The sequence below is a fragment of the Anabaena sp. CA = ATCC 33047 genome, assembly GCF_963870205.1.
In the GTDB taxonomy this organism is placed as follows: domain Bacteria; phylum Cyanobacteriota; class Cyanobacteriia; order Cyanobacteriales; family Nostocaceae; genus Trichormus.
The window spans coordinates 11,896-37,575 of record NZ_CAWMSA010000031.1 but is presented as its reverse complement, the minus strand read 5'-3'; the positions used below and the strand labels follow the sequence as shown (position 1 = coordinate 37,575).

Below are 25,680 nucleotides of genomic sequence, written 5' to 3'. Positions count from 1 at the left end.
TTCCTCACTCCCTATCACAACAATTCAGTCGTCAGCCAGAGGGAATTGAGACAAAACATTTTTAGGCTGATAAATAGATATTGTTTTTTAACAAAAAAGGAATAGTGTATGCCTCTCTATAAACTCGAAGAATTTGACCCCAACTACCGAGAAACCTTTGGTGGAGATGATGTTAAAGCTTTAGACCTTTATACAGAAGGTGGAGTCAGAGTTGGCTCAATTGCTGACGCTTTAGTTGACCAAAACGGACGTTTTCGTTATCTAGTTATTCACACAGCAGTAGATTCTGTAAGTAAGAATATCTTACTACCAATTGGTCTTTCTCGTATTAATTATCCTGCCAAACGTGTCTATGTTGACGGACTGAGTAAACAACAAGTAGAACATTTACCAGAGTATAACGAAAGCATAACTGTTGATGAAGATTACGAAGAAAATGTCCGTCGTGTATTTCGTTCTCCCACTAGCGGAATGATTTATGATCGCGAGACATATAGCTACCAAAAAGAACCCGCACTATATGGTTTAACCGAGCCATATCATCAAACTTTTAGACTCTACGAAGAAAGATTGATTGCTAATAAACAGAGAATTAAAACTGGAGAAGTAGCAGTTGGTAAGCACATTGAAACCGAAACTGCCAGAGTCACAGTCCCAGTGCAGAAAGAACGTGTATTAATTGAACGTGTTGCCCCAAAAAATGCCGAGACAGGAGAAACAATAGTAGATCCAAAAGAAGTAAAATTTCAAGCGGGAGAAGTAGCAAGAATAGAATTGTACGAAGAAACACCTGAAATACGCAAACAAGCCTTTGTCCGCGAAGAAGTTAGGGTGAGAAAAATGGTAGAACAAGACACAGTTGAAGCACAGGATACGATTCGACGCGAAGAATTAGATATAAATACACAAGGCGATTTACTGATGAATGAAACCAAAGTTTCGCAACCGGAAACTATGTAATCAGATGTTTGTCAAAAATCAGTCATAACTCATATCTTGCACCTACCCAATTTTACCGCCAAACAATTAGATTTTTACTAGGCTAATATCTACAGTCAGATAAATCTGACTAGGGCTGTATTTGAGTTTTATTTAACAGCTTTGACTCTCTTAGCCCAAGAATTTATTCTTTAGCTGGAAATAGGGTCAGTGCCAGATATGATTTTTTTATGAAGATAACATCAGCCATTACTCAATTTTCTAAATTTTATTTCAATCTATAACTTAAGATATTGCTGATTTAAGCAAATTCATTCGAGCGAAAGAGGGAAAATTACATACAAATCTTTACTTTTGTATTAGGAGTCATTTTATAAAAAGTTTGAGGTGAAATAACATGGTACTTTACAAATTAGAAGAATTTGATCCAAATTACCGCGATACATTTCAAGGTGATGATATCAAAGGTCTTGGTGTCTACACAGAAGGAACTGACGAAAAGATTGGTACAGTTAGTGACATTTTAGTAGACGAAGATGGGCATTTTCGCTATTTAGTCGTTGACTTAGGTTTTTGGATTTTTGGCAAGAAGGTTTTATTACCAGTTGGTCGCTCCCGCATTGACAATAGCAGCAACCGCGTTTATGCCATTGGTATGACAAGACAGCAAGCCGAAGATTTACCAGAGTTTACCGAACGTGCAGGTCTTGACTACGACTATGAAGAACAGGTACGGGGAGTCTATCGCAGTCCCAGCTACACCACCACTGGTTTAGAAACATCAACACCTGTAGAATCCTCTAGACTCACAGGGACAACTGCCCAAGCAACACCTACATCTTACACCCGCGATACCTATAAATACGAGCATGAACCTGCTTTGTATGGACTCCATCAGCCACACCATGACACTCTGAGATTGTACGAAGAACGGTTGGTTGCTAACAAACGCCGTGAGAAAATTGGAGAGGTAGCGGTTGGTAAGCACGTTGAAACTGAAACAGCCAGAGTTGTTGTACCAGTGGAAAAAGAACGAGTGGTGATTGAACGTGTCACACCAGAAGATGCTGGTACTGTTGTTTCTCCTGGAGAAGCAAACTTCCGTGAAGGCGAAGTTGCTCGTGTAGAACTTCATGAAGAAACCCCTGATATTCGCAAAGAAGCTGTTTTGCGGGAAGAAGTCAGAGTGAAAAAAGTTGTAGATCAAGAAACTGTTCAAGCTGAAGATACTGTACGCCGTGAAGAGTTAGACGTAAATGCTCCTAATCTTCCTGTTGAGGAACGTTAAACGTTAATCACTCAGGACTTACGCAAGTGAAAGCACAAGTTTAATTACTGGTAGTGAAGACTTTAGTCCTCTCTTTAAGAGACTACGCCAAGTAAATCATGACTAAAATCCTTACTCATAGCTGAAAATCTCAGTTGCGTAAGTCCTCATAAACTGAAAATTATTCAATACCAGATTACTGTAAAAACAATTGATATGCCTGAGTATTTAGCTCCAGAAACACCAGAACCAAAAGTGAACAACTCTGAGGAAGATAAACTTGTTCGCTTACTTGAGGAAGAGCTATTAGTTGACAGTAGCAAGCATAAAATTGGTGAGGTAATTGTTCGCAAAGCCATCGAAACTAAAATGGTGCAAGTTCCTGTAAGACGGGAGAAACTGATTGTCGAACAAATTACCCCAGACCATAAACAATTGGCAGAAATTGATTTAAGCCAGGGAGAAATTACAGGGGTGGAGTTAAGGGAAAGTGACCGACCCGAATTTAATGGACAATTGAGTGGTTTAACTGTTAACGGTCGCTTTGTTTCACCTAAAATTGCTAGTTTATTATTGAATGCGATCGCTCTAGAACGCAATCACGGCTGTCAGGAGGTGGTAGTATCAATTTCTGTAGACAATGAAGAATACCAAAAAAAATATCAGGAATGGTTTGACCGTTGTTCTCAAGGTCAATTACCAAAGCCTGAAAAATAACTTGACCAACATCTTGCACCTGTTCCTTGATGATAATTTTTGTAGGGTGGGCATTGCTGGCAATTGGCTGAAAGCCTTAGCTTTATGTCATTGGATGTGCATCGCCTGACGCTTATTGAGAAAGGTGCAAGATATGACTTTATTAACCATAATTAGGCAATTATTACCCCATTATCTTCCATAAATTGGGGTTCTGCCATCTGCCAAAATCCCCAAACTGAAATGTTAACTATTGGCTATTTTGACCAAATACATTGACAAAGTGGGCTGGAAAATCATACTATTATTGCCTAATAACTAATAACTAATAAATTTCTCCTTTTTGCCAAAACTGACGCAGAATTTCACCTGGTTTCCTATCCCAAGTGTCAATATGCTGATAAATCAAATTATCTTCGTTGAGTTTATAAGTTGAATAACCATTGAAAAAAATCTGTGCTTTCCAGGGAACACGCAACACACCCCGGACTGTCCATTTAGCTGTAATTGTGTCTGCGGCTGACTGATAAACTTCATGTAAATCAAAGTAGATTTCTGTAAAAAATAGCTTCGCGTGAAATCGTAAAGTCCAAAAAATAATTCGGTAGTTAAATTTATATTGGAATTTATTTACAGGGTCTTGAAAATAAATATCTTTTGTGTATATGTCATAAGTTATATCTTTCTCAAACAGTGTGGGTAAATCCTCTTGCAGAGTTTTGATCACCTGTTCTATTTGCTGTCGAGATTCCACAAACATTGTCCTCTGTATTTTGTGCAAAAACCAAAACTGTTCTTTCACCAGTTTATCTGCGATCGCTCGATCACTCGAAAAATCACGCCGATAAATGTTAGGTGCAACGGACACTAACAAGTGAGGATTAACAGCTTTTACACCTATGTCTATAGTTGAAAATTCTTTGCAGCACGGTTATATCAATACTAACGGGGTGAAACTCCACTATGTCACCCAAGGAACAGGGCGTTTAATGCTGATGTTACATGGCTTTCCTGAATTTTGGTACTCCTGGCGGCATCAAATCCCGGAATTTGCTGCCGATTTTCAAGTGGTAGCCGTTGATTTACGTGGCTATAACGATAGTGATAAGCCAAAAGAGCAATCAGCCTATGTGATGGATGAATTGATTCAAGATGTTGCAGGGGTGATTCAGGGATTAGGACACGATAGTTGTATTTTAGTCGGACATGATTGGGGTGGTGCGATCGCCTGGAATTTTGCCTATGCTCATCCCTTCATGGTAGAGCGTTTAATTATTCTCAATTTGCCTCACCCTGCTAAATTCGCCCAAGGTTTATCCACTCCTCAACAGTTACTACGTAGTTGGTATATCTTCTTTTTTCAACTACCCTGGCTACCAGAATTATCACTACAATCTTCAGATTATCAAGCAATTGAAAACATACTTTCAGGGACAGCAATTAATAAAAGTGCTTTTACACCTGCTGATATAGATGCTTATAAAGATGCTGCTGCCAAACGTGGCGCACTCACAGCCATGTTGAACTATTACCGTAATGTTTTCTCCAGCTTCTTATTTCAGAAAGATTGGGGCATTTTAGAGGTTCCCATACTGATGATTTGGGGTGAAAATGATACAGCTTTAGGAAAAGAACTGACATATCACACCTCTAACTATGTCAGACATCTCCAAATTAAGTATATTCCCGATTGTGGACATTGGGTACAACAAGAAAAACCAGAGTTAGTTAACCAGTATATCCGAGAGTTTTTAGTAAATTAACATACAATTTTATCGAGACATGGGAAAGAGTTTTTCATGGTAAATACTGAAAGGTTTTGCCATGAAAAAATATATCACTAGATACATTTTCTTAACAAGATTTCATATTAAATTATTTTCAGGTATTTATGCCTAAATTCTGATTAATTAGAGTGAGAAAGCCGAGATAATCAGATGTTTAACCTGATGATTACATCTATGTTCCATAAATAGGAAATTGTGATTTAAATCAACATTGTTTAGCAATTTCATGAGATAATAGAAGCGTGAGGAAAAGAACGGACACTAAGAAAATGTTAAGGGGGACAATTATGAAAATCAAGCTATTAGCAGCTGTTGCCTTAGCCACTCCCCTATTTTTTGTCAACTCAGTCAAAGCTGGCAATCCGCAAGATTTACAAAGACTACTATCAACTAGGGAATGTATCGGGTGTAATCTATCAGGCATGAACCTCAGTGGTGCTCATTTAATCGGTTCTGATTTACGAGGAGCTAACCTAGCAGGTGCTAACCTGGAAGGTGCTAACCTGGAAGGTGCTGATTTGACTAACGCTAACTTGAAAGGAGCAAATCTCACCGCCGCCTTTCTGACTAACGTCAACTTCAAAAAGGCGAATCTGAACAACGCCAACATAACCCGCGCCCATGTATTTGATTCCAACGTGTATGGCGCATCAATGGAAAACCTAACCATAACTGATGCAGAAATCTATAACACTGCTATCGGTGTGGGTGGCGAAGATGCGACACAAATTCCCGATTGGGATTAGAGTCAACTGAGTCAGCTAATCTTAAAAGAAACAAAAAATAGGGTGAGAGAATTGGGTGTAATCTGATCTCAATCTCTCACATCCTTTTATAAACATTTAAACCAAGTTAACCAAATCGGCGTAAGTCCCCACCTATATGAATGTTAGGTGGGGATATAAGCCGGGCTACGACGATTACATATCTGAGTGAAATAAACCGCAAGGTTGATAAAGGACGGTATGTATGAGGAGTAGCCAAATATTTTCTGTACGGTATTACTGCAATATGTATATAATAGTAATAGGTCGATAATTAGAGAAATCTAAGTGAAACGACAAGCTGTAAAAGTCAGGTTATACCCCACAGACGGGCAAGTTAAGGTGTTAGCTCAACACTTTGGATGTGCGCGTTGGTGGTGGAATTATGGGTTGAATCGATGTATTGAAACCTATAAAGCGACTGGCAAAGGCTTGTCTCAGTCTGGATTAAATTCTTTATTACCAAAACTCAAGAAAGAGAAAGAAACTGAATGGCTAGGGGATTGTTATTCACAAGTTTTACAGTCCGTGAGTCTCAACCTAAGCCGTGCGTATCAAAACTTTTTTGAAGGTAGAGCAAAATACCCTAGATTCAAATCAAAACATCATCGCCAATCAATTCAATATCCACAGAAAGTCAAGCAAGTTGATGATGCTTTGAAATTTCCCGGCAAGCTAGGAGTTGTCAAAGCAAAAATGCATCGGCCGCTTGATGGAATAATCAAAACGGTAACTGTGAGTAAATGTCCGTCGGGTAAGTATTATGCTTCGGTTTTGATGGAATATGAGGGTGATTATCCTACCTCTACCAGTGAGGGTAAAGTTATTGGGATTGATTTGGGAATCAAGGATTTTGCTGTTACCTATGATGGTAGTAAGGTTCACAAATATTCAAACCCAAAACATTTATCTAAATACGAGAAAAAACTAGCTGTAAAACAACGCATTGCTGCACGGAAAAACAAAGGTAGCAATCGTCGTAGAAAGGCTAACAAGATTGTCGCTAGGGTATATGAACAAGTTAGCAATGTCCGTCAAGACTACCTACACAAACTGTCTAGAAAGATAGTTAATAACAATCAAGTGGTAGTAGTCGAAAACCTCAACGTCAAGGGCATGGTTCGTAACCACAAACTAGCAAAAGCGATATCTGATACTGGATGGGGAACCTTTGTAAATTTCCTAAGCTACAAATTAGAACGTAGTGGTGGAAAGTTGATAGAAATAAATCGATGGTTCCCTAGTTCCAAGCTTTGCTCTAATTGTCATTGTCAAATTTCGGAGTTACCACTAGATGTGAGAACTTGGACTTGCCCAAGCTGCGGTACTCATCACCATAGAGATGGTAATGCAGCGATAAATATTAGAGCAGAAGGCATCAGAATGCTGTCCTCCTCTGGGACGGGGGAGGCTAACGCCAATGGAGAGGATGTAAGACCAATTCGCGGACGCAAATCCAAGATGAGGCAATCTTCCGTGAAGTTGGAAACTCCAACTATAGCGTCAGCTTAGTTGGAGTAGTTCACAAAACTGTAATCCGCCAAGACTGAAGTATTGATTCACGATAACAGGCGATCGCATTTTCCCATAATAGTACATTTGCACGCCATAAAGTCGATGACTTGGTTGGCGATTATGTTGGGAAATGATAACAATACTAATTTTTATTAATTATTGGTAGCGAAAATCAATACCGTAATTGACGAACACGGCTTAAGATAGCTTTAATAATCAGATGAAATCAGGGTTTGTGCTTGTATAAATGAGAAATGGAGTGATTTTGGCATGATCTGTACTTTAATTGAGTACGATGATCAGCAACTGACACAACCGAGGATAATGACAATCTGAGGACTTCAGTTGATTCACAACAGCAACACTCAGAAAGCGACTGATTTTATCATATTCTGTAGCCTTCTGACTTTCATTTGCCGACTGTCTACCTTGTAGTTGATGCAGTAGGTGTGAGAAGGCAATTATGGTTATAGGACATTACACCTAGTTCCTCAACTCAGTTTGATGCAAGAGTGCATTGCCTAATCAACAGCCTTTTGGTTGTAATTGTCCGGATGAGAGAACCTCAACTGTCAAATTTATGGAAGTGAAAATGCAAGAACCGGAATTCGCTCAAACCCAGTCCCAAGAGGCAAAAGTGCCAGATATCAACAACGAAACAGGAACTATTACTAAACTCCAGCCTCCTGTACAGTCTCAAGAGCAATGGTTAAAATACGGAGAACAAGTTTCTCAATTTTTAGGAACTCTGCCTGATTACGTCAGCAACTTTTTTAATCAATATAAACAACCCCTTGTCAGTGTTGGTTTAATTGTCGGTGCATTAGTTGCTGTCAGAATACTTTTGGCAGTATTGGATGCTTTAAATGATATTCCTTTGGTAGCACCAACTTTTGAGTTGATTGGTATTGGTTACTCTGCTTGGTTTGTTTATCGCTACTTACTCAAAGCTTCAACCAGACAAGAGTTAAACAATGAGATTACAACCCTGAAATCCCAAGTAGTGGGTCAAGATGGTTCAGAAAGCTAATTTCTGAGTCTACTACCGGGTATACATTCTCAATCAGATGGTCAAGCATTTTGCTTGACCATTTTGAGATTTTATGCAGTTACTAGCGGGACGGTAGGGTGCGTCAGATGTAGAAAATCTGTGCTTGACCAAATTATTTCCTCTGACGCACCCTACAACAGATTTACAATACTCGCAGGATGCTAGGGATACTATCGACTGCTTCTAAACTTTGAATTTCTGCCAAAGCTTGGCGAAAATCGCCTTCTCGGACATCGTGAGTCACCACTACAATTTCTGCTAGTTCGCCGTGAAAGCCTGTTTGGACAATTGACTCTAAACTGACACAATGATTGCCGAAACAAGTACCGAGTTTACCAATGACACCCGATTGGTCTTTGGTGAGGAATCGGGCATAAAATCGGCTGACAAGGTGGGATATGGGGGCAATTTGCGAGTAATCCTCATGTCTACAGGTTAACAGGGGATTGGGGGCGGCTGTATTGCTTTTGAGTGCGGCTACTAGATTTAAAATATCGGAAGTCACCGCACTAGCAGTAGCACCCGCACCCGCACCAGGGCCGAAAAACATGACTTGACCGATGGGTTCTCCTTCTACAAGAATGGCGTTATAAACACCGTTAATGCTTGCTAAAGGATGTACCTTGGGGACGAAGGTGGGATGAACTCTCACAGATAATTCTGAGGTATCGCTGACGCGATTGGTGGCGATCGCCAGTAATTTAATGACAAAGCCCAATTTTTCCGCATAGGCGATATCAGTTTGACTAACTTGACGAATGCCTTCACAATACACATCCTCTAAGCGAATGCGTCCCCCAAAGGCTAAGGAGGCTAAAATGGCGATTTTATCACCTGCATCTAAGCCGTCAACATCGGCGGTGGGGTCAGCCTCAGCGTAGCCTAAGCGTTGAGCATCCGCCAACACATCAGCGAAATCACTACCTTCGGTTTGCATCCGGGTGAGGATGTAGTTAGTCGTACCGTTGATGATACCAGTCACGGTATGAATGCGGTTGACGCTTAAAGCTTGCTTCAATGGTTGAATTACCGGAATGCCACCACCCACAGCCGCCTCTAGCATCACGTATAACCCGGCTTGATTGGCAGTTGTGAAAATTTCCGCCCCAAAGCGAGAAATGGCGGCTTTATTGGCGGTGACAACGTGTTTACCGTTTTTCAGGGCTTGCAACATCAGCGATCGCGCTGGTTCTAATCCGCCCATCACTTCCACAATTATATCTATCTCTGGGTCATTGACAATTGACTCTAAATCTGTTGTGATTACCTCCGATGGTAAATTAACATCACGGGGTTTATCAAGCGATCGCACACCCACGCGATAGATTTCAATTTCTTGTAACAATGGGTGACGGCCAGGCGCATCTTGTAGTAACTGCACCGTTCCCGTCCCTACCGTACCTAATCCTAAAATTCCCAGCTTTACGCCCACAAGCTTGCACCCAATTTCACCAATAACAATTGTAGGGCGAGTTATTCACCCACCCTACAGATTATCTTGTGTCAGTTGTCTTAGTCTAATCAGCTATTGATTAACGACTAATAACTCATCACGAACTTAGTATGTTTCAACGTGCCAACGGCCGGCTTTCTTGAGGGTTCTTTGATAATCACTCCAGACTACACCTTCTTTAGCAGCAGCAGCAGTCAAAGCCGCATCAATACCATTTTCCATCCCGCGTAAACCGCAGATGTAGGTGTGAGTTTTTTCATTTTTGATTAATTGCCACAATTCATCAGCGTATTCTGCCACACGGTCTTGAATGTACATTCTACCGCCTTCGGGGTTCTTTTGTTCCCGGCTGATGGCGTAAGTCAAGCGGAAGTTATCAGGATACTTCTGCTGCATTTCTTCCAATTCTTCTTTGTAAAGAATATTGGGAGTTGTAGGCACACCAAAAATCAACCAAGAGAAGCCCTTAAACTGGTACTCTGGGTTAGCTGCTCTTTCAGCATCCTTGAACATCCGCCACAGATAAGCACGCATAGGTGCGATACCTGTACCGGTAGCCATCATGATCACGTTGGCATCTTCGTCATCAGGTAACAGCATTTCCTTACCCACTGGGCCTGTGATTTTCACTTCTGCACCAGGCTCTAACTGAGTCAGGTAAGTAGAACAAACACCGTAAACTGTTTCACCGGTTTCTGGGTGTTTATACTCTAACTGACGCACACACAGAGAAACTGTCTTGTCATCTACATCATCACCGTGACGGGTGGAAGCGATAGAGTACAGTCTGAGTTTTTCTGGCTTACCGTTCTTATCTACACCAGGGGGAATAATACCAATACTTTGACCTTCGATGTACTTCAAATTCCCATCGGAAAGGTCAAATTTTAAGTGTTGAACTATACCAATCCCGCCTTCTTGGACCAAGGTCTCATTCGAGATACACTTACCCATAAATGGCGCATTGGGGCGATAAGTATTAACAGGAACGTCAGCGTGTGCTTTTTTTGCTTTCGCTTGAGTCATGGTGTTGCCTTTGTTGTCTTTGTTCTTTTGCTGTTGTTCAGCTGGTGATTGAGCGAAGCCGTTCTCCTCACTTTTTGCTGTCACAGGTGTGGCTTTACCATTTTCCTGGCTACTAGCAGTTTCGCCGGGCGCAGCGTTACCGTTAAGTTGCTGTAGAACACTCGCAGGATGAATGCTCACAATTTTGCCACCTAAGCGAGTAATACGCTGCATTTCTTGATTCATGCGGTTGTAAGGCACTCTGATGAACACACTGCCACTTTTACGAATTGGGTAGTTGGTTTGATCAGTCTCTTCGTTCTGACGCAGACCCACTACTTCGTAAACGAAGACGCGGCTACCTGATTCTGTGTTGGCAGCACCTTCAAAAGCACCTTGGTTGTACATTCTTTCTACCACTCCGAAATTTACTTAACCTTTTCTCAAAAAAGTTTTCCCATCACAAGTCAGCTTTAGTTTATCGGATTTCCGGTAGCTAAAACTAGCGATCTGAGAAACTGGTGTTATCAACTAACACCTAGCATTAGTACACTCCCCAAGAACGTGTAGGCATAGTAATAAACACACCTGTTCCCCTACTACGGTAAAGGATAAGTCACTTGGAGAATGTTAATAATGTGTCAATTTAATCTTTTTTTTCGTAAAAAAATACCCATGCCTTTATCTCTGTCAAGAGCAAGATGCCGCGTTATACAACATCAGAAGGCAATTTCAATTGGTACTAACCCATGTTAATTTAGCCTTCAAAAGCTGCTGCTACACCAGCTTTTAATTTGAGTGGGCATTAGTTAACACTTTGAAAGCACCTGAGTCTCTTATTTATGCTTTTGCTGCTGAGATTTCCTGGTGATGGCTCATTCCACTCCTAGGATCTCAAACCAGCTAACAAACATTAATTGTATAAGAAGACTGAATATCAGCAGCTACACTTAGTTTTACGTGAAGTGAAACATCTGTCAACCTCTACCGTTACCATTCTATGATTACTGATGCTAACCTTGCCGTTAGTTGGTAATCTCATAGACTAACTCATGCTTGAGATAGATTCCAACTTTCATCTATTGAGCCACACTAAAGCCCAAACCTAAAATTTTGGCATATTTGGCAAATTTTCCGCCTAGATAAAATTATACCTTATAGGTTTAATCATATAAGGCAATTAACAATTAGAATAGCTACCTAATTGGTAAGTATTGAGGACGGAATTTTTGACCATCCCAACTCGATGATCAGTGTATTTGGTCAAGCATGAGATTCTATTGACAATAAATCTTGTATGGGATACTTCCTTCTGTTAAAATCAACTATACCACTAGGATTAAATACTTACCATCTCTCAAAGAAAGATATTCAGACGAGTAACGACCGTTAAGACAGGTTGTCAACTTGTCTGATCAGTCTTATATATTCGGTGAGTAGCAAGAACGCAGGATAAACCAAAGGGGTAAACTCCTGGCTTCACACTCTGCTGTGAAAAATTATTGATGACACATTTAGTATTTAGAGGAGATTTATGACAAGTAAGCCGGAACGCGTGGTACTGATTGGAGTAGCCGGAGACTCTGGGTGCGGTAAATCTACGTTTTTGCGTCGGTTGACAGATTTGTTTGGCGAAGAGTTGATGACAGTCATCTGTTTAGATGACTATCATTGTTTGGATCGTAAGCAACGCAAAGAAACTGGTATTACTGCACTTGACCCCAGGGCAAACAACTTTGATTTGATGTATGAGCAAATCAAAGCTCTCAAGGAAGGTCAAGCGATTAATAAGCCGATTTATAACCACGAAACCGGCGAGATCGATCCACCGGAAATCGTAGAGCCGAATCATATTGTAGTGGTTGAGGGTCTACATCCGCTATATGATGAACGGGTGCGATCGCTCCTTGATTTTAGCGTTTACTTCGACATCAGCGACGAAGTAAAAATTGCTTGGAAAATCCAGCGTGACATGGCAGAACGTGGCCATCGCTACGAAGATGTACTTGCCGCCATCAACTCCCGCAAACCCGATTTCCAAAAATATATTGAACCACAAAGAGAATTCGCCGATGTGGTGCTACAAGTATTGCCCACCAACCTGATCAAAAACGATACAGAACGCAAAGTATTGCGGGTACGGATGCTACAACGGGAAGGAAAAGAAGGCTTTGAGCCAACTTACCTGTTTGATGAAGGCTCAACTATCCACTGGACACCTTGTGGACGTAAGCTGACCTGTTCCTACCCCGGTATGCAACTTTACTACGGTTCCGATGTTTACTACGGTCGTTATGTGTCAGTTCTAGAGGTAGACGGTCAATTTGACAACCTAGAAGAAGTAATTTACATCGAAACTCATCTGAGCCACACCTCTACTAAATATCAAGGTGAGATGACTCACTTATTACTCCAACACCGGGAGTATCCAGGTTCCAACAATGGAACTGGCTTATTCCAAGTGCTTACAGGTTTGAAAATGCGTGCTACTTACGAACGTTTAACAGCAAACGAAGCCAAGCTAGCAGTTAACGTTTAAAACAGCAGTGTTTGTGTCAAAAATGTTAGGAGTGCTGACAGCACTCCTTTTTTTTGGATAATTTGACTCAGAGCAAAGGCTGTAAGATTTTAAAGGTTTTTGGTGAAAGCAGAAAACAATAACTACTGAATGTGTCAATATTGTTATGATTCCAGTAATTAGTAGCTGCACTAATTCAGTCAGTGAAAATACTTTTAAAGGAGGAATACTCTTTGACTCAACGCTACTTATTCACCTCCGAGTCAGTTACCGAAGGTCATCCTGATAAAATCTGCGATCAGATTTCTGATACGATTTTAGATACCTTACTTACACAAGACCCTTCTAGCCGTGTGGCGGCTGAGGTAGTAGTAAATACTGGCTTGGTGCTAATCACTGGTGAAATCACTACCAAAGCCAACGTCAATTATGTGAATATTGCCCGCAAGAAAATTGCGGAAATTGGCTACATTGATGCTGATAATGGTTTTTCTGCCAACAGTACCAGTGTAATTGTCGCTTTAGACGAACAATCACCGGATATTGCCCAAGGTGTTGACACTGCTCACGAAACCCGCCAACAAGATAGTGATGAAATATTTGACACTATCGGTGCTGGTGATCAAGGGATTATGTTTGGTTTTGCTTGTAACGAAACCCCTGAAATGATGCCCTTGCCTGTGAGTTTAGCACACCGGATTGCCCGTCGATTAGCCGCAGTCCGTAAAACAGGAGAGTTAGCCTATCTTCGTCCTGATGGTAAAACCCAAGTTACCGTGATCTATGAAGATGGTCGTCCCGTAGGTATTGATACTATTCTCATTTCCACCCAGCACACAGCCACTATCGGTGATATCACTGATGAGGCAGCAGTTCAAGCCAAAATTAAACAAGATTTGTGGACGGCTGTAGTGGCACCTGTGTTTAATGACATAGAGATTAAACCTGGTGAAGAAACACGCTTTTTAGTGAATCCCACTGGTAAATTTGTCATCGGTGGCCCTCAAGGTGATTCTGGTTTGACTGGACGGAAAATTATTGTCGATACCTACGGTGGGTATTCACGACATGGTGGTGGTGCTTTCTCTGGAAAAGATCCCACCAAAGTAGACCGTTCAGCAGCTTATGCGGCTCGTTATGTCGCCAAAAACATTGTCGCGGCTGGGTTGGCTGATAAATGTGAAGTCCAGTTGAGCTACGCTATTGGTGTAGCTAGACCTGTGAGTATTTTTCTGGATACCTTCGGCACTGGCAAAGTTGATGATCAAACCTTGCTGGAATTAGTTAAGCAGAACTTTGAACTACGTCCGGCGGGAATTATTCATGCCTTCAACTTACGCAACTTACCAAGTGAAAGAGGCGGACGTTTTTATCAGGACGTCGCGGCTTACGGACACTTTGGCCGGAATGACTTAGATTTACCTTGGGAACGCACCGATAAGGCGGAATTCTTGAAGCAAGCGGTGAACCATTCTCTATCAGCTGCGATCGCACAGGCACTAAAGTAAATTCCAGACAGTAGAATTGAGGTGATTTATCTTTTTTGAGAGTTATTTCTCACCTCAGTATCATGATCAAAAATTACTCAATAACCTCTGGCTAAAAGTTAATAGTCAGAGGATTTTTTTGACTAAATCCGCTAATATTAGGACTTACGCATCATATTTTCCGGGAGTTTAGCTGAAAAAAAGGAGTAGGTAATGGGGGGTAAGGGTGTAAGGGTTTAGGGGTGTAGGGGAAAAACTTTTTCATATTACAAACTTCCCCCAGGAAATGGTTAAAATTGGCTATAGCCAAGTGTTAGCATAATGAGGCTGCAATACCTGTGTAATTAACTAAGCGTCTTCTAATAGTCAAGAAGAGGTTATGACAAAATTGGTCTGGGTTGCAGCAAAAAATCTTTGTAAAATTTCATATCAAAACAAATTAAATTGAATGAAGTCATGCGAATTATCTAGAAAATAATTATTTGTGCTGGTGATAAAAGTAGATAATGTAAATGTTAATTGCCGTTTGCTGTATTGAGACAAATAATACTGATGTGGTGATTTTTGCGGGAGGGATAAGGAGATTTGAGGATGCAAACTCAACAACCAATCCCTGTTGACAACAGTTTAGAAGGCGAAAACGTGTCAGGAAAAGAGCCATCCATAGATGAACTCCCGACGATAGAATTTCCCTCACGCGGGAAACTCAAAGCCAGTTCTTGGCGCATACATCAAAAAATTGGTTATGGCTACTTTGTAGCCATTGGAATTGGATTTTTCGGCTCCCTGACTGGATTAGTGATTGCCAACTACTACCGGGGAAGAGAAATTAGGCAATTTAATCAAGCTCAAGAGCAAAGACAATTACTGAGTGATTATAAAGATGCTGTAATGGGAGCGCAACTGCATAGCTCTAAGATAGTGGCTTTATTAGAAGACTCACAACGGCTACCAGGTAAAAAGGCCGATTTTTTGAAGGATGTAGAGAAAGCCAAGAACATAGAGCAGAAACTTGATAAGTATATCAAAGATGCTCCTCAATATTTATTAGCGGCGACGAGTGCGAATTTACAGGCTTTATTACAAGATTATGCCTCGAACTTAAAAACTTACGTTCAGCAAATAGATCAAGTCTTACAAAACACCCAACAGCCTGTACCACCACAACAGGTAGCTGTAGTGCGATCGCAGTTATTGAAAGTTATGCGTGGCTACACAGCCATGCAACTAGAGCAGCTATCAGACAAATTGAGCAACATCCTCAGAACGGCTGAACAACAAGAGCAGAAAAGACAAAGAGATGTTGAGCAAGCCAAAGGAGTTGAGAGATTAATTGTGATGGTGAGTATGCTGGTATCAGTGGCGATCGCCGCTATCATAGCATGGCGCACCAGTCGGGCGATTGCTGAACCGGTAATTACTGTCACTCAAGTCGCTGAACAAGTCGCACGCAAATCCAATTTTGATCTACGCGCTCCCGTCACCACAGAAGATGAAATTGGCTTACTAGCAAAATCACTGAATCGTTTAATTGAAAGAGTATCCGAACGAACAAAAGAATTAGAGCAAGCCAAAGAATTAGCCGAAGCCGCCAGCAAAGCCAAAAGTAGGTTTTTGGCTAATGTCAGTCATGAGTTACGTACACCGTTAAATGCAGTCATCGGCTTGAGTCAACTGTTACAAGATGATGCCACTGATCTAAATTTATCACCAGATTTTATCACCGACTTAGAAACCATCAACTCGGCTGGACGACATCTACTAGAACTGATTAACGACATCCTCGACGTATCCAAAATTGAAGCCGAGAAAATGACTCTCTACCCAGAGACATTTGAAATTATCACCCTCATTAATAACGTTGTCCTCACAGTCAAACCATCCATCGAAAAAAATGGTAATGTGTTAGAAGTACATTGTGATCAACACTTAGGCGCAATGTACGCCGACCAAACTAGAATGCGGCAAGTCTTATTAAACCTTTTAAGTAATGCAGCTAAATTTACCACTAACGGCAAGATAACCCTCACAGTTAAGAAAGACATCCAAGACTGCTCACTAGCAGCACCCTTGGGAACTATTACCTTCACTGTGAGTGATACAGGGATTGGGATGTCTCTCGCTCAACAGCAACAGTTATTTCAACCCTTTATGCAAGGGGATACTTCCACTACGAAAAAGTATGGTGGTACAGGTTTAGGTTTAGCCATCAGTCGCCACTTTTGTCAAATGATGGGAGGTGAAATTGTGGTGCAGAGTCAACCGGGAGTTGGTTCTACTTTCACAGTTAACTTACCATTGACAGTACAGGAGTAAATTAGGGACTCTTGACTGGGGAACGGAGGAAGCGGAGGAGAAAAACTAATGACTAATAACTAATAACTAATAACTAATGACTAATGACTATTAATTAAGTTATCAGCACTGCTCACACCATGACTACAAGTATCGACTTTCTCAGTCAACTCAACCCTAGCCAACGCCAAGCTGTAGAACATTATTGCGGCCCTTTGTTAGTTGTGGCTGGTGCTGGTTCAGGGAAAACACGCGCCTTAACTTACCGCATTGCTAACTTGATTTTAAAACACCGTGTCGCACCGGAAAATATTCTGGCGGTGACTTTCACTAACAAAGCTGCACGGGAAATGAAAGAACGGATTCAAAAACTGTTTGCTGAACAGTTGGCAATGACAGAATATGGTGAAAGGTTAGAGTTGTTGCCAGAATACGAACAGACTCAATTGCGATCGCGCGTTTATAAAAATACCATTAAAGACTTGTGGTGTGGCACTTTCCACAGTCTCTTTTCTCGCATTCTGCGCTTTGATATTGAAAAATACCAAGACGAAAAAGGGCGTAAATGGAATCGTAATTTTTCCATCTTTGATGAGTCTGATGTTCAAAGTTTAATGAAAGAAATCGTCACGAAACAATTAAATTTAGACGATAAAAAATTTGAACCTCGTTCTGTACGTTACGCCATCAGCAACGCTAAAAACCAAGGCTTTTCACCAGAAGAATTTCAGAAAGAACAACCAAATTATCGCGGTAGAGTCATTGCTGATGTTTATAATCTTTATCAGCAAAGACTAGCAGAAAATAACGCCCTCGATTTTGATGATTTAATTCTCGTCCCTACCAGATTATTTCAACAAAATGAACAGGTTTTAGGTTATTGGCATCACAAATTTTGTCATATTCTCGTCGATGAATATCAAGACACTAACCGCACTCAATACGAACTAATTCGCCTGTTAGTAACAAATGGTGAAGAACGTAAGAGTGAATGGAATTGGCAAAATCGCTCAGTGTTTGTAGTGGGTGATGCTGACCAATCTATTTACAGTTTTAGAATGGCTGATTTTACCATATTGTTGGAATTTCAGCAAGATTTCGGCGACGGTTTGCCAGATGACGATACCAGAACGATGGTGAAGTTAGAAGAAAACTATCGCTCTTGTGAAAATATTCTGCAAGCTGCTAACGAACTCATTGAAAATAACACCCAACGTATTGATAAAATTCTCAAACCTACAAGGGGAGCAGGTGAGCAAATTTATTGTCACAAAGCTGACGATGAATTAGCAGAAGCGGAGTTTGTGATTAGACAAATTCGCACCTTAGAATACCAAAACCCGGAATTAAATTGGGGTAGTTTTGCGATTCTGTATCGTACCAACGCCCAATCTCGCCCCTTTGAAGAATTGTTAGTCAGAAATCAAATTCCTTATACAGTTGTCGGGGGGATGAAGTTTTATGATCGCAAAGAAATTAAAGATGTCTTGGCTTATTTGAAGGCGATCGCGAATCCATCTGATACAGTCAGTTTATTACGAGTTATCAATACACCCCGGCGTGGTATTGGTAAAGCCACCATTGATAATTTAATGAATGCCTCCCAGCAATTAGGCACAACTCTCTGGGAAATATTGAGCGATGAAACCTCAGTTAATACCTTAGCCGGGCGTTCCGCCAAAGCGGTGAATAATTTTGCCCAAATGATTAGTCGTTGGCAAGGAGAAATAGCCACAGTTCCAGTTACCGAGTTGGTAATGGGAATTTTAGATGATTCTGGCTACGTGCAGGATTTACAAAATCAAGGTACAGACGAAGCAGAGGACAGAATTCAAAACATCCAAGAATTATATAATGCGGTGCAGCAATTTCAAGAAGAAAGTGAGGATGTTTCTTTAACAGCCTTCTTGCAAAGTACCGCCCTGAGTTCGGATTTAGATAACTTAAAAGAAGGACAAGCTGCTGTTTCCTTGATGACTTTGCACGCTTCCAAAGGGTTAGAATTTCCTGTAGTGTTTTTGGTAGGGTTAGAACAGGGATTATTCCCTAGTTACCGTTCTTTGAATGATCCCGCTAGCTTAGAAGAAGAACGCCGCCTGTGTTACGTGGGCATTACCCGCGCCCAAGAGAGGCTACATCTATCCTTTGCCCGTGAACGGCGTTTGTATGGTACACGAGAACCTGCCATGCGATCGCAATTTCTTGACGAACTACCCCCGGAATTATTAGCTACTCAAAGGAAAAGCCGTCAAAGTTACACAAAAGCACCAGTAGGTAATAGTAAGTCAGCAACTACCCAGAATTGGCGAGTTGGTGAGCGTGTATTACATAAAACTTTTGGTATTGGTGAAATCTCTCATGTTTTTGGAACAGGAAATAAGCTATCTGTGGCGGTTAAATTTGCGAGTTTGGGACAAAAGATTATTGATCCTCAAGCAGCGCAGTTGCAAAAACTAGATTAAAATCCACCCTCTTGTAGAGACGCGATTAATCGCGTCTTGATTTAATCCCTGTTCCCTATTCCCCGTTCCCTGTTCCCTTTTATACTAAACGCCCATAACGGGCTGTAGGTTCATCATTCAACCAAGCCCACATTTGATCACCGTAACAAAAATGCCACCATTCTCTAGGGTTACGCTGAAAACCTGATTTTAACATGACATCATGTAACAACTGACGATGAGCATGATATTGTTGTGCGGCTGGATGCTGACTATTGGCATAGTAATCGGGATGCGATCGCTCTGACAAATCATCTATTGGCGAACCCATATTTATCACGTTTCCCGCATCATCTACCAATGTAATATCCACTGCTGCACCTGTACTGTGAGGTGGTGGTGTGTTTTGATCCAGACTGGGTGTAGCCCAAATTTCATAAACAGCCGCCCAAATTTCTTGACTTTGCTGTGGTGTTAACTCAACCGCACTCAGCCCCCTTTCCCTGACTGCGCTAGCAAAGCTGTAATCTACCATAAACTGCTGTACAGCTACCGGGCGATAAGCATCAAAAATCTGAATGCGCCAATGCGGACGCAGCAATTGTAGATAATTCTGAGCTTGAATTAAATTCTCAACTACACGCTGACGCAGATAATAGGGCGAATATTCACCATAAGGCGCGCCTAGTTTTTCATAAGGATGGGGAGATTCCACGGCAAACAGTTCCAAAGGAATCTGTACTAACGCTTCTCCACATTCCAAAATTGGTATCTGGTGATACGGTCTTATCTGATAAGTTTGCATTCACTTCACTCACAACCACAAATTTCAGGTAGCCATTCCTTGGCACTTCATTTATATACTGAGATTCGGGTTGACGAATATAGGCAATTTAAATTAAGGATATTGATGAGGTTGCTGCCAAATAGAATTATTGTAGTTATTAGGTACTACTTGAGTTGTGGGTGTTACCACTCCATTTCGACTATTGCGGACAGTATAGGGGCCAATAATCGGCGATGTACGCGTAATAACTGGTGATGTCACCTGTACCTGACTAGGCACTGTTTGAAGATGATTGTAATTAGTGTAATAATTGGGTGAAAGATTAGGTGTATTTTGGGGAATATCAGCCGGTCTAGAATTTGTCCCCATACTAGGCACTGTTTGAAGATTATTGTAATTAGTGTAATAATTGGGTGAAAGATTAGGTGTATTTTGGGGAATATCAGCCGGTCTAGAATTTATCCCCATACTAGGCACTGTTTGAAGATGATTGTAATTAGTGTAATAATTGGGTGACAGATTAGGTGTATTTTGGGGAATATCAGCCGGTCTAGAATTTATCACCGTGCTAGGTGAAAAACTTTGCATGGGTGAAATATTTAGGGGTGCTGTCTGTAGAACTCCTCCAACAGCAGAATTGCTGATAGAATTGGTAACAGATGAACTTGTATAATTCAAGCTGCTAGTTGGTTGACTGAAAACTGTGGCTGAGGGATTAATCGAGCTACTATTCTGACTAATGTTGCTGAGAGTCTGTAATTCTGGTGCTACTCCCGCAGCATTTACTGGATTATTTGTTGCTTGAGAGGCAGGATTAAAAGACTGCAATCCCAATAACTGATGATTATCAGTTGCTCCAAACCGCAATAAATTTTCTGCTTGTGTGACAAAGATGTTGTTTTGCGGTGTGGTGATCGTATAAATGTTCTGTGAGACAGAATTGGATGGCTTAGTTCTAGCAGATTGTGGTTTTTTGCTGACGCTTGCTAGTTGGTTGTTGCTGTTATTGTCTTGAGAGTTGTTGGTGGTGACTGGTAAGTTAAGTGACTGTGAGCTATCCAACAACAGAGGTAAATTATCAATATCTGCCGCGATCGCTCTATCCTCATCCGATAATTCGGAGCCAATAGCGTCTGACTCAGTGACTTGGTTGCGCTGTTGAGTAAATATATCTGGATTTGACCAATATTGTTGAATCAGCAAACCCAACACGCATAAAAAAATTGCTGTTCCCCAAAAACTAGGTCGTCCTAAATTCAACAATCTGGCTTTGAGATAGCGTAAGTTGGCAGGAGGATAACGACGATTTGACATGGTTAATTAATAAAAATTTACGTAAGGTGACATAATTTTTTTTAAGTATTTCTGCGGTGATTGTTAACTCCAATGATGTTTTCATCGTAGCTGTTGATTTAGTTATTATCTTAAATTCGTTGAATTAGTTATTATTGTACCCAGGACTCCCCAATCCCAACTCCCTGTTATCATCTAGCGTTGAGCAACCCGCACTAACAAGAAGATTCCTATAACCAAACCCATGAAATTTGGTAGCCATGCACCCATAAACGGAGAAACAATACCTGCTTGTCCGAGTGCGCCAGTCATAAAACTGAGTAAGTAATAAGAAAAAATCACAATCACACTAATACCAAAACTTGTCCCGCGCCCAGTGCGTTGGGGTACGGTTCCCATAGCTGCGCCGACTAAGCCAAAAACTACACAGACAAAAGGTAAGGCGATTTTTTGCTGAATCCGAACTTCTAGTTTACGAATTTTTTGGCGATCGCCTCCGAGCCTTTCTATGGTTAACTGTTCTAACGCTTCGGCAATATTCATTTCCCCATAGTCGCGGCTTTTTTCTGCCAGACTTAAGGGTGTACGGGGTAGTCGCAGTTGTTGCTGTTCAAACCGCAAAATATTGCGGTAAGACCTATCAGGTGCTACTAAATAGATAGTGCCATTATAAAAATCCCAAACACCCTGAGAGCCATTCCATTGGCCAGATTCTGCCACAACAATTTGATTTAAACCTTCCGTAGAACGGTCTATAACTGTTAAACCTTTCATCCGTTGACCATCAAACTGGTCAGCATAAAATAGGCGTGTCAATATTCTGCTTTTACTGCCATCTGGCTGTTGAATTTCCTTATATTCAGGATAAAAAATATTTTGTTGCTTAAAAGTGGGTTTGTCTGACTTGAGTGCCTGCTGTAAAGTCAGAGTGGCTTGATAATTAGCGGCTGGTGCAATTTGCTCATTAAATAAAAACGTCATCCCTGTGACAACAAAACTCAACATCACAGCAGTTAGCACCATCCGATAAACACTCACCCCACAACCACGCAAAGCAATTAATTCACTTTCGCTAGAAAGACGACTATAAGCCATTAACGTCGCCAACAGCGTAGACATGGGAAAAGCTAAAACAATAAAATTAGGTAGCTTTAAGAGAAAAACCTGAACGGCAATACTGATAGGTAGCCCAGATTCTACAACTTTTCTGACTAGCTCAAATACTGCATCAATAGTGACACCAATTGATGAAAAAGCCCCAACACCGAATAAAAATGTGGGTAACAATTCGCTAGCCAAGTACCTATCCATGATTGTCACAGGTAGCAGCGAATTGAAACTGTAGAATGACGAGAGCTTTTTGGATATCATATACAAATGTAAAAATTAAACATGGGCAGCCCAGACAAACCAAAATTTATACATCTGATTTTGTTGAGTAATTACAGCATAAGTCAGGTGTCAGAAATCAGAAGTAAAACAGGCTCTATATCTAGCTTTCATCATTAAATTTTATACTTGGAAAACTTGCTGTAAAAAAAGTTAAAAATTCTTTTTTAAAATTATTCAGCAAAAATTACTAAATATCTATGATTAACTACGTCCACGAACCAGCATAAACAACTTTTCTTTGCTTCTACCTGCTGCCTTCTACTTAATAGACTTGGAAATTATCACCCAAATAATACTGCCGCACGAGGGGATTACTGTAGAGTTCTTCAGCGTTACCATAGGCGAGGATTTGTCCTTCACGCATGATATATGCACGGTCAGTAATAGCCAAGGTTTCGCGGACATTGTGATCTGTGATTAAGATACCCATACCGCGATCGCGCAGTTGTGCCACAATTTGCTGTATCTCAGACACAGCTATGGGATCAACACCTGCAAATGGTTCATCTAACAGTAAAAACTTTGGCCCTTCTCTTCCTGCGGCTAAAGCCCTAGCTAATTCTGTGCGTCGTCTTTCCCCCCCAGAAAGTTGAATGCCTTTGCTTTTAGCCACTTTTTCCAAGCGAAACTCTCGCAGTAACGTTGAGAGTCGCTGTGACCACTCCCAGCGCGGTACATTGGTTTGTTCTAATACCAAAAGAATATTATCTTGTACTGAGAGTTGGCGAAAAACGCTAGCCTCCTGTGCTAGATAGCCAATACCCAACCGCGCCCGTTTGTGCATTGGCAATCCAGTAATATCTAAATTATCTAGCCAAACTTTCCCCTGATTGGGTTTCTCTAACCCTGTGGCAATGTAAAATGTCGTTGTTTTACCAGCCCCATTCGGGCCTAGTAAACCGACAATTTCACCCTGAGCAACAGAAAGGTTAACGCGATTGACAATAACTCGCTTACCGTAAGATTTGTGAATATTTTCTAAAACAATTTTCACTATTCGCAGACTGTCTTAATGGTTGATGCTATTGAGAACGTCTGAATCCTGGCGTTTGGGGTGCGGGTGTCCCGGTGTTACCGTTAAGTTCTGAGTCTTGCACCATATAGACAGACTCTACCTGACGGTTAGATTGGGGTAAAGCCACAAATCGTCCTTCATCAATCAAATATGTTACCCTTTCGGCGCGGATACTATTACCGCCTTGTTGCAAAATATAGACATTACCAGTGAAATCAATGCGGCGTTCCTTACTAAAGTATTGAGCTTGAGCGGCTGTAGCCTGGATTTGACGAGCAGGGTACAACATCTGTACATTACCACGAGCCGTGATCACCTGATTTTTTGCATCGTATTCTTGGATGTCAGCACGGATAGTCAGAGGTCGATTTCCCCCTGATGTTTGTGCAGTAGCCGTGGGTATGGGGTGAGGCAAAGCTAAAGCACCAAAGAATGCGGTTGGTAGCAGTAACGCTAATCCCAATTGACGCATTTTTGACAAGGGAAATTGATAGTAGGGCTTCATGGCCATTTGGTATTCTGGATTTCAGCTTGTATACTAATTATGTCAAGTAGTTTATCCGAAAATAAAATCTTCACCAGGAAGTAATTTTGGATAGAAACTGGTTAGGAGATTGACGCTTGACAAAAGCTGAGAGTTTCTTCACTATTCAAAATTCAAAATACCCTGCGGGATTTTACAGGAAAATCTCTCCGCCAAGCGAAGAGACTCTACAGAGAAGGGTTTTCTGACTGCTTGCTGAGAACTCAGCCCATGAATGTAGAAGTCAGGATCAATTATTGTTCAACTACAACTATTTTAGGTAAAGGCAAAGCTTGATTTTTAGCTATATCGGTATTTATTGTATTTGTAGCAATTTCTTGTATAGCTTTTAACAAGTCTGCACTCTGGTTAAGTAATTCGTCTACATCAATACCGCCGTAACTGGATGGGTAACGTCGCAGGCGATTACTGCCTTCTCCTAGTAATATAGCTGCACCTCGCCAGTTGCGATTACCCAAATGATAAAGAGCTACAGCAATTTGAAGAATACCCTGATAAAAGGTTTTTTCCGGTTCGCTGGCTTCAATCCATAAAGCTTCTAGGGTGTCATGACAGGCGTAGAACTGTCCAGCATTAAATTGTTCTACACCTTGCCAATATTCTGGGGGCATGGTTTCACTCATCCCATGCTATCCCGCACTTCTTTAATGGTGTCGAGAGTGATGTCTTGATTTTTTCCGGCAAACTCATTTTCTGGGGTGAGGAAAAGCATACAGTGGCACTCTTTACGTTCTCGCATCGGTACACAAGGACAGTTCCAATACGCGGCTTTGACTTCTGCTTCTTTATCTTCGTAGTGACGACATGGACATAAAGGCGCGCCTAGTTCGTCTTTATGTTTCGCGAGTCCTTCAATCACAACGGCAGTCACGGAAGGTTCAGAACAAAAGTAAGTTTCGGTACGCTTGGCATATTGTTCTGAGAACTGGCGCATGGCCTCTAGACTTTTATCGCTGGATTTTGTATTGGCTTCGGATGAAATCATTGGGATCGGCAGTTGATAATTTAAATATTTCTTTGCATTGTACCGCAGTCACAGTCGGGTATTGTTGGGGAGATGTCCCCAACCTGAGTTTTTCACGCTAATATTTTTCCACGACAGGGATCAAAAGAAACTATGTCAGCATTCATTGATTTTTTAAATACATAAGTTTTAATCTCATAATCAATTTAAGGATTTTTGTAACTGTAGTTGTAGGGTCTGTTCTTTCTCTATGACGATGCCAGGGTAATCTCTATTAATGACTACTGCTTCTGTTGGTGATGATATGTCTTGCCAGAGCAACCAACGGCTACCTTGAGGGAGTGTAGAAAGACTGAGGGGATTTTGGGTTAACCAAATCAAGGGAGACTGAAAATCTGGCTCGTTAGCATCTTCGTGATATCTAGTTTCTGCTAGAGTTTCTAAAACAGTGCGATGGCTCTGCCCGT

At 41.2% G+C, this 25,680-nt stretch carries 21 protein-coding genes and 1 pseudogene; 11 read left to right on the top strand and 11 right to left on the bottom strand.

The window, feature by feature from the left end; genetic code table 11:
* Positions 1-108: 108 nt before the first annotated feature.
* The 3 genes from AACS98_RS06885 (at position 109) to AACS98_RS06875 (ending at position 2,923) form a co-directional block, all read left to right on the top strand.
* A complete protein-coding gene (locus AACS98_RS06885; protein ID WP_066377637.1) occupies positions 109-960 on the top strand; it encodes a DUF2382 domain-containing protein in 852 nt (283 codons plus the stop codon).
* Between the two features lie 376 nt (positions 961-1,336).
* Positions 1,337-2,227 (top strand): DUF2382 domain-containing protein, encoded by an 891-nt coding sequence (locus tag AACS98_RS06880; protein ID WP_066377635.1) that lies wholly within the window; start codon positions 1,337-1,339, stop codon positions 2,225-2,227.
* Positions 2,228-2,422: 195 nt separating this feature from the next.
* Entirely contained in the window at positions 2,423-2,923 is a 501-nt protein-coding gene (locus tag AACS98_RS06875; RefSeq protein ID WP_066377630.1) for a DUF2382 domain-containing protein, read from the top strand.
* Between the two features lie 304 nt (positions 2,924-3,227).
* Here AACS98_RS06875 and AACS98_RS06870 read toward each other — a convergent pair whose 3' ends face one another.
* Positions 3,228-3,662, bottom strand: a complete 435-nt coding sequence (locus AACS98_RS06870) for a DUF2358 domain-containing protein (RefSeq protein WP_369815956.1) — start codon at positions 3,660-3,662, stop codon at positions 3,228-3,230.
* Between the two features lie 139 nt (positions 3,663-3,801).
* On the opposite strand from AACS98_RS06870, the gene AACS98_RS06865 reads away from it, so the two are divergent.
* From AACS98_RS06865 to AACS98_RS06850, 4 genes are all read left to right on the top strand, one after another.
* Positions 3,802-4,665 carry an alpha/beta fold hydrolase gene (locus AACS98_RS06865; protein WP_066377629.1) on the top strand — a complete coding sequence of 288 codons (864 nt, stop codon included), beginning with the start codon at positions 3,802-3,804 and terminating at the stop codon, positions 4,663-4,665.
* A gap of 311 nt (positions 4,666-4,976) precedes the next feature.
* Complete coding sequence (locus AACS98_RS06860) at positions 4,977-5,435, top strand: pentapeptide repeat-containing protein (RefSeq protein ID WP_066377627.1); 459 nt, start codon at positions 4,977-4,979, stop codon at positions 5,433-5,435.
* A 306-nt stretch (positions 5,436-5,741) separates the two neighbouring features.
* On the top strand, positions 5,742-6,965 hold the full coding sequence (locus AACS98_RS06855; RefSeq protein ID WP_066377622.1) for an RNA-guided endonuclease InsQ/TnpB family protein: 1,224 nt from the start codon (positions 5,742-5,744) through the stop codon (positions 6,963-6,965).
* Positions 6,966-7,560: 595 nt separating this feature from the next.
* Positions 7,561-7,998 (top strand): CAAD domain-containing protein, encoded by a 438-nt coding sequence (locus AACS98_RS06850; protein WP_066377642.1) that lies wholly within the window; start codon positions 7,561-7,563, stop codon positions 7,996-7,998.
* Positions 7,999-8,161: 163 nt separating this feature from the next.
* Here AACS98_RS06850 and AACS98_RS06845 read toward each other — a convergent pair whose 3' ends face one another.
* Both AACS98_RS06845 and petH read right to left on the bottom strand, forming a co-directional pair.
* Positions 8,162-9,451 carry a homoserine dehydrogenase gene (locus AACS98_RS06845; protein WP_066377615.1) on the bottom strand — a complete coding sequence of 430 codons (1,290 nt, stop codon included), beginning with the start codon at positions 9,449-9,451 and terminating at the stop codon, positions 8,162-8,164.
* Between the two features lie 126 nt (positions 9,452-9,577).
* The gene (gene petH, locus AACS98_RS06840; RefSeq protein ID WP_066377614.1) at positions 9,578-10,885 is read right to left on the bottom strand and encodes a ferredoxin--NADP reductase; all 1,308 of its coding nucleotides are present in this window, start codon (positions 10,883-10,885) and stop codon (positions 9,578-9,580) included.
* Positions 10,886-12,011: 1,126 nt separating this feature from the next.
* Between petH and AACS98_RS06835 the strand changes: the two genes are divergently transcribed.
* The 4 genes from AACS98_RS06835 to pcrA all read left to right on the top strand — a co-directional run bounded on the left by AACS98_RS06835 (position 12,012) and on the right by pcrA (position 19,239).
* The gene (locus AACS98_RS06835; protein ID WP_066377613.1) at positions 12,012-13,016 is read left to right on the top strand and encodes a phosphoribulokinase; all 1,005 of its coding nucleotides are present in this window, start codon (positions 12,012-12,014) and stop codon (positions 13,014-13,016) included.
* 212 nt (positions 13,017-13,228) lie between these two features.
* Positions 13,229-14,503, top strand: coding sequence for a methionine adenosyltransferase (gene metK / locus AACS98_RS06830; protein WP_066377612.1), 1,275 nt, complete (start codon positions 13,229-13,231; stop codon positions 14,501-14,503).
* Positions 14,504-15,073: 570 nt separating this feature from the next.
* Complete coding sequence (locus tag AACS98_RS06825) at positions 15,074-16,798, top strand: sensor histidine kinase (protein WP_066377609.1); 1,725 nt, start codon at positions 15,074-15,076, stop codon at positions 16,796-16,798.
* A 119-nt stretch (positions 16,799-16,917) separates the two neighbouring features.
* The gene (gene pcrA, locus AACS98_RS06820) at positions 16,918-19,239 is read left to right on the top strand and encodes a DNA helicase PcrA (RefSeq protein WP_066377608.1); all 2,322 of its coding nucleotides are present in this window, start codon (positions 16,918-16,920) and stop codon (positions 19,237-19,239) included.
* A gap of 79 nt (positions 19,240-19,318) precedes the next feature.
* Here the strand turns inward: pcrA and AACS98_RS06815 are convergent, their stop codons facing one another.
* The 8 genes and pseudogenes from AACS98_RS06815 to AACS98_RS23585 form a co-directional block, all read right to left on the bottom strand.
* On the bottom strand, positions 19,319-20,023 hold the full coding sequence (locus tag AACS98_RS06815) for a M15 family metallopeptidase (protein ID WP_197480185.1): 705 nt from the start codon (positions 20,021-20,023) through the stop codon (positions 19,319-19,321).
* Between the two features lie 93 nt (positions 20,024-20,116).
* The gene (locus AACS98_RS06810; RefSeq protein WP_066377607.1) at positions 20,117-21,319 is read right to left on the bottom strand and encodes a hypothetical protein; all 1,203 of its coding nucleotides are present in this window, start codon (positions 21,317-21,319) and stop codon (positions 20,117-20,119) included.
* 174 nt (positions 21,320-21,493) lie between these two features.
* Positions 21,494-22,609 carry an LptF/LptG family permease gene (locus tag AACS98_RS06805; protein ID WP_066377605.1) on the bottom strand — a complete coding sequence of 372 codons (1,116 nt, stop codon included), beginning with the start codon at positions 22,607-22,609 and terminating at the stop codon, positions 21,494-21,496.
* A 343-nt stretch (positions 22,610-22,952) separates the two neighbouring features.
* On the bottom strand, positions 22,953-23,684 hold the full coding sequence (lptB, locus tag AACS98_RS06800) for an LPS export ABC transporter ATP-binding protein (protein WP_066377604.1): 732 nt from the start codon (positions 23,682-23,684) through the stop codon (positions 22,953-22,955).
* Positions 23,685-23,712: 28 nt separating this feature from the next.
* Positions 23,713-24,210 (bottom strand): LptA/OstA family protein, encoded by a 498-nt coding sequence (locus AACS98_RS06795; protein ID WP_066377638.1) that lies wholly within the window; start codon positions 24,208-24,210, stop codon positions 23,713-23,715.
* A gap of 272 nt (positions 24,211-24,482) precedes the next feature.
* On the bottom strand, positions 24,483-24,872 hold the full coding sequence (locus AACS98_RS06790) for a DUF309 domain-containing protein (protein ID WP_066377603.1): 390 nt from the start codon (positions 24,870-24,872) through the stop codon (positions 24,483-24,485).
* Positions 24,869-25,234 carry a ferredoxin thioredoxin reductase catalytic beta subunit gene (locus tag AACS98_RS06785; protein ID WP_066377602.1) on the bottom strand — a complete coding sequence of 122 codons (366 nt, stop codon included), beginning with the start codon at positions 25,232-25,234 and terminating at the stop codon, positions 24,869-24,871. The genes AACS98_RS06790 and AACS98_RS06785 overlap by 4 nt, the downstream gene beginning before the upstream one ends.
* Before the next feature lie 180 nt (positions 25,235-25,414).
* Positions 25,415-25,680 (bottom strand): annotated as a pseudogene (locus AACS98_RS23585) (DUF58 domain-containing protein); the annotation flags it as partial.

Coding starts and splice junctions, on each gene's coding strand:
- AACS98_RS06885 (WP_066377637.1), top strand. CDS start 109: ATGCCTCTCTATAAACTCGAAGAATTTGACCCCAACTACCGAGAAACC.
- AACS98_RS06880 (WP_066377635.1), top strand. CDS start 1,337: ATGGTACTTTACAAATTAGAAGAATTTGATCCAAATTACCGCGATACA.
- AACS98_RS06875 (WP_066377630.1), top strand. CDS start 2,423: ATGCCTGAGTATTTAGCTCCAGAAACACCAGAACCAAAAGTGAACAAC.
- AACS98_RS06870 (WP_369815956.1), bottom strand. CDS start 3,662: ATGTTTGTGGAATCTCGACAGCAAATAGAACAGGTGATCAAAACTCTG.
- AACS98_RS06865 (WP_066377629.1), top strand. CDS start 3,802: ATGTCTATAGTTGAAAATTCTTTGCAGCACGGTTATATCAATACTAAC.
- AACS98_RS06860 (WP_066377627.1), top strand. CDS start 4,977: ATGAAAATCAAGCTATTAGCAGCTGTTGCCTTAGCCACTCCCCTATTT.
- AACS98_RS06850 (WP_066377642.1), top strand. CDS start 7,561: ATGCAAGAACCGGAATTCGCTCAAACCCAGTCCCAAGAGGCAAAAGTG.
- petH (WP_066377614.1), bottom strand. CDS start 10,885: ATGTACAACCAAGGTGCTTTTGAAGGTGCTGCCAACACAGAATCAGGT.
- AACS98_RS06835 (WP_066377613.1), top strand. CDS start 12,012: ATGACAAGTAAGCCGGAACGCGTGGTACTGATTGGAGTAGCCGGAGAC.
- AACS98_RS06825 (WP_066377609.1), top strand. CDS start 15,074: ATGCAAACTCAACAACCAATCCCTGTTGACAACAGTTTAGAAGGCGAA.
- pcrA (WP_066377608.1), top strand. CDS start 16,918: ATGACTACAAGTATCGACTTTCTCAGTCAACTCAACCCTAGCCAACGC.
- AACS98_RS06815 (WP_197480185.1), bottom strand. CDS start 20,023: ATGCAAACTTATCAGATAAGACCGTATCACCAGATACCAATTTTGGAA.
- AACS98_RS06810 (WP_066377607.1), bottom strand. CDS start 21,319: ATGTCAAATCGTCGTTATCCTCCTGCCAACTTACGCTATCTCAAAGCC.
- AACS98_RS06805 (WP_066377605.1), bottom strand. CDS start 22,609: ATGGATAGGTACTTGGCTAGCGAATTGTTACCCACATTTTTATTCGGT.
- AACS98_RS06795 (WP_066377638.1), bottom strand. CDS start 24,210: ATGAAGCCCTACTATCAATTTCCCTTGTCAAAAATGCGTCAATTGGGA.
- AACS98_RS06790 (WP_066377603.1), bottom strand. CDS start 24,872: ATGAGTGAAACCATGCCCCCAGAATATTGGCAAGGTGTAGAACAATTT.
- AACS98_RS06785 (WP_066377602.1), bottom strand. CDS start 25,234: ATGATTTCATCCGAAGCCAATACAAAATCCAGCGATAAAAGTCTAGAG.